A 13,732-nucleotide genomic window follows, 5' to 3' on the forward strand; every position below is an offset into this window, starting at 1 on the left:
TCGTGAGGAGGGGCAAGGTTCTTTGAGCAGTACGTCGTTCCGCAAGAACTGGTTGTCCGACCGGGAATTCGAGTTCCGGCAGCGGCTGGAAAAGGCATCGCTGGTCGTCGAGATCAATCTCGACGAGAACGAGCTGCGGGACTTGCAGGGCATGTACGGCGCCGAGGCCGCAGAGATGCTGCGCAGGGGTTCCGTTCCGAACGACGTCATCCGCGCGTATCCGGCGTTGACGCTCGCGATCCTGGTGGGGCAGGCCTGCGTGGGTTACGAGCAGCACCGCTACTGGGACGAGTTCTTTCTGCAGCTCGATCTCGAGCGGGACCAGGTGTTCGAGCAGGCCCTGCGCCGATCGTTGCGCGATCTGCTGCGCAAATTCCGGCTGCGGGACTTTCCCGAACTGAAGAACGAGTACGTCCAGCTCATGGCGCTGCATTCGGGCTTTCCCGTGTACTGCCTGCGCGACGTCGTCGACCTGCTGGAAGATCGCATGGTCGGCGGCACGGAGATGACCGGCGCCGCAGTGATCGAATGGCTGCTCCAGCCCGGCAAGAAACACCGGATGAACGACCTCGACGTGCCGGTCCGCAACTTCATCCAGTACGGTGGCCAGCTCGCCATCGACATCCTCAACCGGATGATCGAGTTCCTCATCTTCACCGCCTCCACCGACGGCTGGGCCGCGGCCGACATCGACCTGGAGACCTCCACCACCGGCCTGCCGACCATTCTGCTCGACCGGTTGATCGAACTGGTCGAGGAGCGGCCGTTCGGCAGTGGTCCACGTCCGGTCGTGCCGCATCGGCGGCGGATGCGCAAGCCGACCATCGCCTTCCTTCCGCTCGATCGGCAGATCGTCGTCGAGGTGCCCTACCCGGACGTCGAACCGGACGTGCCGTGGCGACTGTCGTTCGACGGTGACACCCGCCCGGTGCTCGCCGAACCCGGGTGGGGCGTCCGGCCGGGCGAGGAGCACCCGCCCACGCCGGTGCCGGTGCCCGCTCCGGTGCGCGAGATCCTCCTCCAGCACACCCCGAGCGCCGCGACCGCCCAGGTGGCGGTCGTGGACAAGACCGACCCGCTGCTCGTGTTCGACCTCGACGGCAGGTGGATCCCGCGGCACACCACCCTGCCCCGGGGATGCGTGTTCGCCGTGCATCCGAGTGATGCGCAGGTCGTCGACGTCGGCACCGGTCGCACCCTGACCCCGCTCGCGCCCGCCGAGACGGTGACCGGATGGCGGGGCTGGGTGGTCGCCGAGCTCGATCTGTCCACCAGCGGGTCCATCGCGCTCGAGCGCGGAGGGACCCGTCCACCCGGTGCGGTGCGCACCGTCCGGGACCCCGCCACCCCGACGTTCGAGCACGGTGCGGCCGTGGCGGGTCTGACCACGCTCAACGGACTCACCGTGTACGGGTCGCGGCCCGAGGTCACTCTGCCGGCGAACCCCGGCGTCCAGGACATCGCGTGGCGGGTGCGGGTCAAGCGGCCCGACTCACCGACGTGGTTGATCGACGCGGAGATCCGCGGCGCCGACGAAGACCTGGTGGTCGACCCGTTCGAAGAGTTCGACGACGCCGTGCTCGGGCTCTTCGACATTCGAGTGTCCGGTCCCGTCGGCACCGACCTGCGGCAGCAGGCGTTCTACGCCGAAGGGATCTCGGTCGAGTACGGCGTACCCTTCCGATTCCCGGTCGGCGGTGGTCTGAAGCCGGTGACCGCAACCGTGCACAGCGAATGGGACCTCACGGTTGCTCCTCCTCGCATCGACTTCGCCGCCGGAGAACGCGACAAGCAGGTGACCGTCGCCAGGCCCGGACGTACCTACCGGCTGCGACTGACGCCGCCGTACGTGCAGATGCGCGTCGATCCGGTCGGAGCGCCGGCGCAGTGGCGCACCAGCGCTGCGGTGCTCACGCCCGCCGAACTCGACGAGGACCGGATCGTCGCCGTGCACACGCCGGGTGCCGCTGCTGCCGTCTTCCACCTGGAAGACCCGAACGGGCGTCTGCTCAAGGACGTCACCCCCGACGCCCCGCACTACGACTACTTCCAGGCTTCCAGCCGCGTCTTCGTCGATGCCGCCCGCAATGCGGGTCGGTGCCGCATCGTCGCGCTGGTCGACGACGAGGCCGGCCGCACCACCAAGATCGTGCTGTCGCACGTGCGTCCGGCGGCATTGTGCGCCGGCATCGGCATCGACGGCGGTGACCTGGTGCTCGAGGATCCCGCCGACGAGCAAGACCTCGCCCTCAACGTGTGGGCACGGACCGCGCCGTGGCGGCCCGTGCAGACGCTGACCGTGAGCGCATCGCGAGCCCGCCTGCCGGAACGATACGTGGGCGCCGGACCACTGCTGGTGCAGGTGTTCGTCGACGACCCCTGGGTGACGATCACCCCGCCCTCGTGGCCGGACGAGTCGGCCATCGAAGTCACCCAGCCGGGCTGGATGCCCGACGAGTCACGGGAACGCGACAACCTCGCCCGGTTCCTGGCCGGCGAAGGACCCGCGCCGTCGGACGCGGTCCGCATGCCCGAAGTGTGGTCCGCGCTGGCGTTGCTGCCGCAGGACGCCCACGACGTACACACGCAGAGAACACGGTCGGCGCTGAGCCGCATCCTGAAGGAGAACCCCCGTGCTGCCCTGGAGGCACTGGGCAACAGCACGATCCCCCTCCCGGACATGATGTCGCTGTACATCCGGACCGGACTGGTGTTCAAGAGTTACGGGGCGGACTACACCCTCAACGATCTGCATCACGATCCGTGGGTCGGGTGCATGGTGGAGATCGCGGACCTGCCGTCTCTGTTCGCCCGTCGCACCTACGTTGCCGAGGAACGCGCAGAGACCCTCGACTACCTCGAGGACAAGGGCGGCGCAGCGCTGATGGAGGTGCTGCGCCACGGCAAGTCGATGTCCCTGTACGAGGGCGTGTTCGACAAGGACACCGTGCTGTTCGATACCCTGCCGAAGGCGCAGGTGGAGAGCATCATCGCAGCCGCCCGGTTCGTTCCCGGGGCACTGCTCGACACGGACACGCGTGTCAGCGCCGTCATCGACGCCTTCCACGCCCGACGAGAATGGCTGACGGACGGATGGTCGTCGGCCTTCGGGTCCGCCACTGTGCGGTCGCTCGACATCGTCCGCAGGACCAGAGGACTGATCCACCGGGAGGTGGCCGCGCGCAACGAGAAGCTCGACGGGGTCGACACGAGCGCGCACAAGTGGATGCTTCTGCCCCTGCAATCGCTGACGTTGGCGGTCCTCGCTCGACTCGACGCCCACCGGATGTTGCGGCACGCGCCGGTGACGTCGGACTTCCAGGAGGCATGGGCACGCATGGCACAGTTGTGCCCCCGGCTGGTGATGACCGACCTGTTGATCGCAGAAGCTCTCGTGACCCACGCGTGCCACGGTGACCTGATCGGAGAAGAGGCATGACCGGACGGCTGGATCCGCTCGCAACAGCGCAACAGATCGAGGGCAGCTACAAACGCTACCTCAAGACCCTGCTCGGGCCGAGTGACCCGGCGATCGCCGCGGCGTTCGACAGTGCCATCGACGAGACCAGGTTGCTCACGAAAGGACCGCTGCTCGAGCTGACCCCGCCGTACGCGCCGGGAAAGTCGATCCCCGAACTCGTCGCCGAGGGCGTGCTCCATCCCGGGCTGACAGCGCTCTACCCGAACCCCCACGATCTGCGCCGACCGCTGTACCAGCACCAGGAACGCGCCATCCGCAAGGTCACGGCCGGCCGCAACATCGTGGTCAGCACCGGCACCGGCTCGGGCAAGACCGAGAGCTTCCTCCTGCCCGTCATCAACTCACTCGTCGCCGAGCGGGAAGCCGGCACGCTCGGCCCGGGCGTGCGGGCCCTGCTGCTCTATCCGATGAATGCCCTCGCCAACGACCAGCTCAAGCGCCTTCGCGACATGCTGAAAGACCTGCCCGACATCACCTTCGGCCGCTACACCGGCGAAACGCTGGAGTACGCGGACAAGGCAGCGAGCCGATTTCGGGACCTGAACCCGGGGCAGGAGCGACTACCCAACGAACTGCTCAGCCGCGAGGAGATGCGCGCCCGCCCCCCGCACATCCTCCTCACGAACTACGCCATGCTCGAGTATCTGCTGCTGCGCCCCGCGGATCTCGACCTCTTCGACGGCCCCTACGCCGGGACATGGCGATTCATCGCGCTCGACGAAGCACACGTCTACGACGGAGCCCAGGGGTCGGAGGTCGCACTGCTGTTGCGACGGCTGCGGCAGCGTGTCGCACCGGACTCGGCACTGCAGTGCGTTGCGACATCCGCCTCCCTCGACGGAGACCCCGACGAGGCGATGACGTTTGCGCGCAATCTCTTCCAGGCCGAATTCGAGTACGTCGACGGCGACCCCGACCGGCAGGACCTGGTCACGCCGACCCGGTCGGACCGCCGCGAACCCGGCACCTGGCAGCTCAGCGACGACGAGCTGCTCGAATGGTCCAGGCCCGGTGCCGACCTCGCGGCGCTCGCCGCCCGCTCCCCGGACGGGGACGCGGCCGAGGCGCTGCACGCGGAGAAGACGGTCGTCACCTTGCGCACCGTGCTCGCCGGCGGGCCGCTCGACGCGGTCGCGCTGGCGGAGCGGCTGTGGCCGGGGGACCCGTGCTCGCGGGAGAAACTGCAGGCGCTCGTCACGCTCGGCTCGTCGGTCACCGATCACAGCGGCAACCCCGTGCTCTCCGCGCGTTACCACATGTTCGTGCGGGCCACCGAGGGCGCATTCGTCAGTTTCGGGGACGAACCGACCGTTCTCCTCGGCCGGCACGAGATCGACCCGACGACGGGGCGGGCGATGTTCGAGTTCGGCACCTGCCAGCGCTGCGGGGCCGTGCACCTGGCCGGCGATCTCGATACCCGCAAGAACGGTAAGTTCTTCGTACCCAGCGTCAAGAACGACGCCTCGGTCAAGTGGCTCGTCCTGACCGACGCCCCCGACACGAGCGTGGACGAGGACGACGAAACCCTCGGGGACAGCCCCGGTGCCGGTGATTCCGGCATCCGCTACCTGTGCACCGGATGCGGTCTGCTCAGCGACGTCGACGGGCTCTGCCCGATCGCGGATTGTCCCGATGGCACGACCCGGCGGGTGCGGGAGCATCGCGGCACCAAGAAGGTCATGAGCACCTGTACCGAATGCGGCGCCAGCGCGCGGCAGATCATCCGGCGGCTGCGCACCGACGTGAACGCCGCGCCCGCTGTCATCACCACCGCCCTGTACCAGCAACTCCCCGCAGCCGAAGCGGGCACCACCGCCCGCGGGCAGGTCGGTGACGGACGCAAACTGCTGATGTTCTCCGACTCCCGCCAGGCGGCGGCGTTCGCCGCTCCGTACCTCGGCCGCACCTACGGGCGGTTGCTCGAACGACGCTATCTGACCATGGCGTTGCAGGACCGCAAGTACGAAGACGAGGATCTCACCGTCGAAGATCTCGCGATCATCGCGCTGAAGAAGGCCAAGGCGGCGCACCACTTTCCGGAAACCGCCGGCCGGGTGACCACCGAGAAGGCCGCCAACGAGTGGGTCATGGGCGAGCTCATGACCATGGACCACAAGCAGTCCCTCGAGGGTCTCGGACTGATGCGAGTGGCGGTGCGGCGCAAGGAAGGTGTGTCCGCTCCACGCGGGCTGACCCAGCTCGGCCTCACGGAGGACGAGGCATGGGATCTGCTCGACGAACTGCTCAAGACCGTCCGGCTGCAAGGCGCTGTGAACCTTCTCGACGAGGTCGACATCACGAGCGAGCGCTTCGAGCCGCGCAACATGCGTATCCGGATCACCCGGGTCGGCTCGAACCCGAAGAGCAAGGTGATCTCGTGGTTGCCGAGCGGACGCGCCGGAAGCACCAACAACCGCGTGCGGTTCGTGACCAAGGTCCTCGCCGCACTCGGGCACGACATCGACGCCGGGAAGGTCCTCGACGGATGCTGGCGCTTCCTCGTCGACAACGGATACATCACGCACACACCCGACAAGTTCGAAACCGACGCGCACCAGATCGAGCACACATTCCTGACGGTCCACAACGGCATGGACTGCCGATGGCACCGCTGTGACGGGTGTCGACGGATCACCGCGTTCAACGTCCGCGGTGTGTGCCCGAACAGCGGCTGCTCCGGCAAGCTGCTGCCTTACGACATCCCCCCGCTCGCGCAGGACACCAACCACTACCGCAACATCTACGGCACCCTCAGCCCCGCCCCGCTGGCCGCCAGGGAACACACGGCACAGTGGACCGCTCAGCAGGCCGCCGAGATCCAGCGAGAGTTCATCGACGGCAAGATCAACGTACTGTCCTGTTCGACGACGTTCGAGCTGGGCGTCGACGTCGGCGATCTGCAGTCCGTGGTCATGCGGAACATGCCGCCGAAGACCGCCAACTATGTGCAGCGGGCCGGACGTGCCGGCAGACGCGCCTCGTCGGCGGCTCTCGTGCTGACCTACGCCACCCGCAACTCGCACGACCTGGCCAAGTTCCAGGACCCGAAGTCGATGATCGCGGGGAAGATGCGGATCCCGTGGATCCCCATCGAGAACGAGCGCATCGGCCGACGACACGCGCACTCGGTGGCGCTGGCGGCGTACTTCCGGCACGGCGCCGAGACCAGCGGAACACCCTGGAAGGAAACCGGCCAGTTCTTCCGGTCCGGGCCGCAGGGCGAGGCCTCCCCGGCGTCGCGCGTCAAGGCCTTCCTGAGCCCGGTGCCCGCGGAGATGCGCGAGGACTTGCGGCAGATCCTGCCCCCCGACGTGCAGACACAGATCGGAGTCGACACCGACGCCTGGGTCGACGAGCTCGCCGAACTCCTCGACAAGGTGGAGCAGGAGGTCGAAAACGACTTCCGCACCTTCCGCGAACTGATCGAGGAGGCCAAGAACGCCGAGCAGTTCCGGATCGCCGAGCATCTGCAGAAGACTTTGCGGACGATCGACCAGCGGCAGCTGCTCGGATTCCTGGCCAACAAGAACATCCTGCCCAAGTACGGCTTTCCCGTCGACACGGTCGAGCTGCGGACCCAGCACTGCCAGGAACCGGTGGGCGCACATCTCGAATTGTCCCGGGACCTGAGCCAGGCGATCTACGACTACGCACCGGGCAACCAGATCGTCGCCGGCGGCAAGGTGTGGACCTCGCGTGGCGTGCACCGAGTCCCCAAGCGTGAACTCGAGCAGTTCGAGTACCGGGTGTGCCGCAACTGCACGCGATTCGAGGCCGGTCGCACGCTCGACGTCGGCGTGGTGTGCGCGGGCTGCGAGGAGCCTTTCACCACCGTCCGGAAATTCGTGATCCCGGAGTACGGATTCGTCGCCGACCGCAGGGCGACCGACGTCGGTACCGCACCGCCGGAACGGAGGTGGAACGGAGCGAGCTACGTCGAGGACATCGGGGATGTCGTGAACACGTTCACGTGGAAATCCACCGGCGGAATCGCCGTCGAAGCCAAGGCCGGCATCCGGGCACGCATGGCGGTGATCTCCGAAGGGGAGGGTGCCGGCTTCCTGCTGTGCGCATGGTGTGGCTGGGCCACCGCGTACTCCGGACGAGGCACACCGCGCAAACACGAACGGCCCGTCACCGGACAGCCGTGCGAAGGACCGCTCGAACGCGTGTCACTCGCGCATCGGTACCAGACGGACGTCGCCGAGTTCACCTTCGGAGACGTGGCCTACGACAAGGACAGCGAGGCGCGCTGGCTGTCCGTGCTGTACGCGCTGCTCGAGGGCGCATCGAAGGTACTCGAGATCAGCCGCGACGACATCGACGGCACGCTGTCGTGGAGCCGCGACGGCCGCCGCAGCATCGTGCTGTTCGACACCGTCCCCGCCGGTGCGGGAGCGGCGAAGAAGATCGCCGAGAACCTCGAGGTCGTCCTTGCCGGGGCGGTCGAACGACTCAACTCCTGCGACTGTGGCGAAGAAACCTCCTGCTACGGGTGCCTGCGGACCTACCGCAACGCCCGGCACCACGACAGACTCACCCGCGGCGGCGCATTGGCGATCTTCCGTGAGATCTCGGTTGCCGGTGGTCTGTCCCAGCCGTGGCAGTCGGCGCTCGACATCGTCGATGCCGAGGCGCGACCGCTGCTGGCGCAGCTCGCGGAGCGAGGCGCGCCCGTGCCGACGATCGGGACCGAAGTGGGTGACGGCTGGCCCTTGGAAGTTCTGTGGGAGGACGTCAAGGTCGCGGTCGTGGTGACCGACGACGACGAGCGGGACACCTGGCTGACCGCACGCGGATACTCGGTGATTCCCCTCGAACGTGCTGATGCGGACGAACTCGCAACGCGGTTCGCCGCATAGGCTCCGCAACTCGATTCCACATGACGCACCAGCCCCGGATCGGAGTGCCTGTGAACGAAGTCGACGAGCAGGTTGCGCGCACCGTCCGCGTCTTTCGCTGGGAAGCGGTGGACGCGCCCCTGACGCGGGCCTTGCTGACCGCGGCGTACGGCGCCTCGGGGCAGCAGGGCGAAATCCCGAAGGTCAAGAAGCTCGACGGTGAGCGGCTCGCGGAGCACGCCGCGAAGGCTCTCGGCCGACCCCTCGCCGCGAAGCATCTCGAAACGAAGGCTGTGGTCGAGGTTCTGCGGAGCAAGTGGATCCCGACGCTGTCGAACGACGCTCTCGACGACCTGATCTGGAGTATCCAGCTCTCCTTGTACGAACCCGAGCGCTCCGCGACGCCGAACACCAAGGCGCAGCGCCTCGAGTTTCTGCGGCAGCGCAACAACACCAAGAACTTCCGCAAGAATCTCCGATCCGCGTTCCTGCGTGCCCACAAGGTGCCTCAGCCCGCGCAGTCGAAGCCCGGAGCGAAAGGTGGGGGGCATGTCGCATTTCGCGAGCTCGTCGGTCTCGACGAGACCCCGATCGCACCGTATCCGCACCAACGCGAGGCGTGGGCGAACCTCGACCGCCTCCTGACGAGACAGGCGGACGATCGGGCGGGTCTCCTCGTACTACCCACCGGCTCCGGGAAATCGTTCACCGCTGTGCACTGGCTACTGAAACAGCTGGAAGCTGATCCGCATCTGCGGGTGTTGTGGGTTGCCGATCAACAAGAGCTCGTCGAGCAGGCAGCCCGAGAGTTCGAACGGGACGCCGCGACGATGCCCGACGACTTCGTGCGCCGGCTGCGGGTCATCCACAGCGGTGCGAGTCCGAAGAGCGCACTCGCCGATCCGGATCTCGACGTCGCCTGTGTGACACGCCAGTCGCTCATCGCCGGGAAGTCGGCGGACCTGCTCCGAGGGCTGCTGGAGTCGTTCCTGTCCCGTCCGACGATCGTGGTGATCGACGAGGCGCACCATGCGGTAGCCAGGACGTATCAGGACCTGCTGGGCGTGATCAGGGACGTGGACGCGACGACGGTCCGGATCGGCCTGACCGCGACTCCCTGGCCGAGCGGGCAGGGCATGGTGGCGCTACTCGAGTCGACATTTCCCGAGCATCTGATCTCGGTCGACACGTTGCAGCTCATGCGGGACGGCATCCTGGCGCAGCCGATCGTGCACACAGTCGTCACGGACGAACAGGTCAAGTTGGAGGAGGGCGAGCTCGAGATCCTCCGGCGTGGCGACTTCTCCGCAAGCATGCTCCGCCGGTTGGATACCGAGCGCCGCAACACGCTCGTGGTCGACACCTGGACCTACCGGAAGGAGCAGTGGGGCAAGACCCTCGTGTTCGTGGGCAGCATCGACCACGCAGACCATCTGGCCGAGACCTTCCTCGGTGCCGGTGTGGAGTGTCTCGTCCTGCACAGCGAATCGGAACTGCACCGCATCCACGTCCTCCACGAATTCCGGGAGGCCAACGGACCGATCGTCCTGGTGAGCGTCGGAATGCTCCTGGAAGGGGTCGACATACCGGACGCGCGGACAGCCTTTCTCGCGCGGCCGACGCTGAGCCGGATCCTGATGCGACAGATGATCGGGCGTGTACTGCGGGGACCGGCGGCCGGTGGGGACGAGTGCGCGCACGTCGTCGCGCTGGAGGACCACTGGCTCGACGGGATCGACGTGCTGTCACCGGTCGACATCCGGGAGGTCCCGCCCCCGGAGGTCGTCGTCGACGGTGAGGGGCAAGGAGCGCACCGGCTGCCTGCTGTACCCGACGAGATCTCCGGTGAGCCGATCCCGGAGAACATCCTGCGGCGCGTCGAGCGCGCGTATGCCGAAGTTGTTCACAACCGCCTGTTCACCGTCGAATCGGCCACGCTGATCGGCTACTACCAGCTCAGCGACGTCAACGTCCCGGTCTTCGAGCACACCCTCGACGCGTGGAACGAGCTGATCGAGGCGAAGCTCGACGGCTCGAAGCTCCCGGTCAAGAGCGTCCTCGACCTCTTCGGTGATCTGGCAGCCCCGCGCCCGACACGGAGGGACGTCGACGCGGTCGTGACCGAGGTGCTGGCGACCGGCAAGTGGCCGACCCTGGTCGAGATCAAGTCCGTCTTCTCGATGCATGCGGCCGCCCGGCGTCTGCTGAATGCACCGGCGATGACAGAGAAGGCACGGATCGACTGGTTGCGGAAGGAATACGAGTCCACCCTCGCCCGCACGGCGTTCGCGTCATTTCACGCCTTCAGCGAGGCATTGGGACAGCACGTCCTCATGTCGTCCGGCGCGATTCGCAGCGTCGCAAATCCGGAGGCCCCGCGGGTGGCCGTGCCCGAGCCAGGACTGCCGCGTCTTCATCGCAAGACCTCGCGCGAGACCGAGCCGCTCTCGAGGACCGCGGCGGCGAAGGGTCGCGAACTGCTGTGGGATGCCGGCGAGCACGACTACGCCGACTGGCTCACACCGTCGAATCTCCCGACAGTGCGCTGGACGCGCAGACCGGTCCGGTCCACCTTCGCGGTGTGGGTCCCGAACATCGGTGGAAAGTCGAAGGGTGCCCCTGTCGTGCGCGTCAACCGGCTGCTGCAGGCACCGAAGACGCAGGTGCCCGACGACCTGCTCGAGTACCTGCTGTGGCACGAGCTGTGCCATCACCTCTTGCCGGCACACGGACACGATGCCGAGTTCTACCGCCTTCTGACGATGTGGCCGGAGTTCGCTCGGCTCGACCACGAGCTGGACAGCCTGCCGGAGCGTTACGACCTCGATTGGGCGAGCACATCCGTCTGACGTGCGGCGGGACTGCCGGGACGGTCCGAGCGTCCCGATCCTTGCGGTCCTGTTCAATGGGCGCTATGGCCGGTCATCTGTTCGTGATCCGCGGAGATCTCACGCACCTGAAATGCAACGCACTGCTCGTACCGTGTGATTCGAACTGGGAAGTGATCTGGGAACATTGGTCAGCGCTGCTTCCTGAGGATCAATTCGAGCCGTCCTATTGGGGCCGGCGGTGGAAGGGCCGAGCCCGAGGCCGGACCGCCGACGTCTGGACACACGACGAGCGCAGGATCTGCCTTGTCGTCACGGCGGATGGACGAGACGACGCGGACTGGGTGGCCGCAGGCGTCACCGAAGCCGTCGAGCGGTTCGCGACCGACCGGCGACTCGTCGCGGGTCGCGTCAAACCGCTGATCGCGCTTCCGCTGGTCGGCACGGGCGCAGGCGGTTTCGAGTATCGCCGTGGCACCCTGATCCGTGCACTGCTTCCTGCCCTACGCACAGTGGCTCATCGGGCCGATGTGGACGTGGCCTTGGTGTTGCGGGACGACCGCGATCATGTCGCCATCCAGGGCCAGAGATCCAGCACGGACTGGGAGGGCTTCGCTGCCGAGGAACTCCGGGTTGCTGATGAACTCGGAGCGCGAGCGGCCCGTCAGGAACTGTCCCTGTTCCTCGGCTCCGGCGTCAGTGTTCCGTTGGGCCTACCCGATTGGAAGGGACTGCTCGAGGAGATTGCCGGAGAGGAAATCTCCGACTACACGCCGGAGAAGGCACCTGCCATTGCCCAAGAGCTCGAGGCGAGAATCGGCCGAGGACCCCTGGAGGCCGAAATCATGAGAAAGGTGGCCGTTTCCGGGTGCGCGCCGGCGCACCTCCTACTTGCCGGTCTCGCGGTTCGGCAGAACGTGACCACCAACTATGACGCAGCGTACGAACTGGCCTTCGACGGGAGCATCGGGTCGGCCGCCTATCGAGTCATGACCCGTCAGATCGCCGATCAGCCTGCCCCATGGCTGTTGAAGCTCCACGGTGACGTGCGACGCCCGTCGTCGATCGTCGTGACCGAGAACGACTATCGGAGACTGGAGACCCACCACAGCGCCACACTCGCAGTGGTGGAGTCCCTGTTGATGACGAGTCACCTGGTTTTCGTCGGCTACAGCCTGGCGGATCAAGATTTTGCCGACGCTGTGGATCGCGTACGCCGAGTCCGGTCCCTGGCTGGAGCGGGCGGCGAGCGCAATCTGGCCACGGTGCTCGCCCTTCATCCTGATTCCGTCTCCACTCACCAGGGATTCACCACGGTCCCGATGTCGTCGACGGGCAGCGGCCGAGATGCCGCCCGCCGGCTCGAGATCTTCCTCGACCGGATGTCGTGGGCGGCCGCTCGACACAGCAGTAGGTCGGATGCGTACCTACTCGATCCCGACTATGCCGACCTGTTCGAGGACGACCACCCGTCCGTACGCTTGCGTGAGGTGCTCGAGCCGCTCGTCGCGCTGCCGGCGAACGACCCTGCTCGAAGGTCCAGCGGTTGGAGAAGAGTCGAAGAGATGCTGACGGAGTTGGGAGGACGGCCGCGGGTCGCCGAACAGCGGTGAGGACCACTCTCCTGTTCGATACACCGGTACGGCCACGTCGGCTGGGCACTCCGCGCGTGGTCGACGCTCAGGTTCGCCCATCGTGGCTCGATCCACGGCACATTCCGAAGCCGAATGTCCGCTACGAGGTCGTGCTGCAGCGCGATGGGCGGCGTGATCACCGGCGTCAGGTCGTCGATCATCGCCGCGGACCTCTCACCCTCCTCCGCCTCCGTGCCTCATTCCGGGTCCTGTCTCGGCGTATCCCGCGGTCCGGGCGGGATCGCCTCGACCGCCGCTCGCAGTTCACCGAACCCCGCCCGGATCGGGCGCACCCGCTGCAACAGCGCTGCGAGTGATATCCGCTTCTGCGCGCCGACCGTCTCGTCGAGCCGGTGGGCGCTCGTCACATAGAACTCCCACTGACCGACGTCGAGGGGGTCGGCGGTTGCCTTGTCCCGATGCGCGAACAGACAGAACACGTACACGTCGGCCTGTCGTCTCCGGTCGGGGGAATAGGTGTTGGTCTCGGCATACCACGCGGTCGTCGGGCGTATGTCGAAGCTGATCCGGGAGTACGCCGACTGGCGCCAGCTCTGCAGATAGGCCGCCGACTTGATTTCGACCCGAATGCCGCCTTCCGTCCGCAGATCCCATGCGTCCCACTCGAGCCGGGTACGACCGTGCACACACCCCAGCGCGGTGCCGACGAGGTATTCGGCGAGAACGCCTCGCATCGCGTTGCCGAGCAGGTCCGAGTACGCCCACGCCCAGAAGTCCCGCAACTGTTGCCCGAGGAGGCGCCCGGACTCGTGCAGCGGTTCGTTCCCCGCCTTCGGGACCGTGGGCGTTGCGTCGAGGCTCGGTACATCCATTCCGCGACACTTCCACACGGCGACACTTCCACGCAGCTCTCGTCCGGACCGGTCCGAACTGACAGAATCCGTTCCCGTCGCGGCGACCGCCGTCGCACCCGAGTGCCCGAGGAGC

At 67.0% G+C, this 13,732-nt stretch carries 5 protein-coding genes; 4 read left to right on the forward strand and 1 reads right to left on the reverse strand.

Annotation, left to right across the window (positions count from 1 at the left end):
• Positions 1-22 precede the first annotated feature (22 nt).
• The 4 genes from ACWPQI_RS11325 to ACWPQI_RS11340 all read left to right on the forward strand — a co-directional run bounded on the left by ACWPQI_RS11325 (position 23) and on the right by ACWPQI_RS11340 (position 12,763).
• Entirely contained in the window at positions 23-3,439 is a 3,417-nt protein-coding gene (locus ACWPQI_RS11325) for a hypothetical protein (protein WP_040271251.1), read from the forward strand.
• Positions 3,436-8,343, forward strand: coding sequence for a DEAD/DEAH box helicase (locus ACWPQI_RS11330; RefSeq protein WP_458603264.1), 4,908 nt, complete (start codon positions 3,436-3,438; stop codon positions 8,341-8,343). Before ACWPQI_RS11325 ends, ACWPQI_RS11330 begins: the two co-directional genes overlap by 4 nt.
• Positions 8,344-8,393: 50 nt before the next feature.
• Positions 8,394-11,171 (forward strand): DEAD/DEAH box helicase, encoded by a 2,778-nt coding sequence (locus tag ACWPQI_RS11335; protein ID WP_474738818.1) that lies wholly within the window; start codon positions 8,394-8,396, stop codon positions 11,169-11,171.
• Between the two features lie 65 nt (positions 11,172-11,236).
• The gene (locus ACWPQI_RS11340; RefSeq protein ID WP_210062850.1) at positions 11,237-12,763 is read left to right on the forward strand and encodes an SIR2 family NAD-dependent protein deacylase; all 1,527 of its coding nucleotides are present in this window, start codon (positions 11,237-11,239) and stop codon (positions 12,761-12,763) included.
• A 218-nt stretch (positions 12,764-12,981) separates the two neighbouring features.
• Here the strand turns inward: ACWPQI_RS11340 and ACWPQI_RS11345 are convergent, their stop codons facing one another.
• Positions 12,982-13,617, reverse strand: a complete 636-nt coding sequence (locus ACWPQI_RS11345) for a hypothetical protein (protein ID WP_040271254.1) — start codon at positions 13,615-13,617, stop codon at positions 12,982-12,984.
• Positions 13,618-13,732 lie beyond the last annotated feature (115 nt).

Source organism: Rhodococcus sp. LMD, from assembly GCF_056108245.1.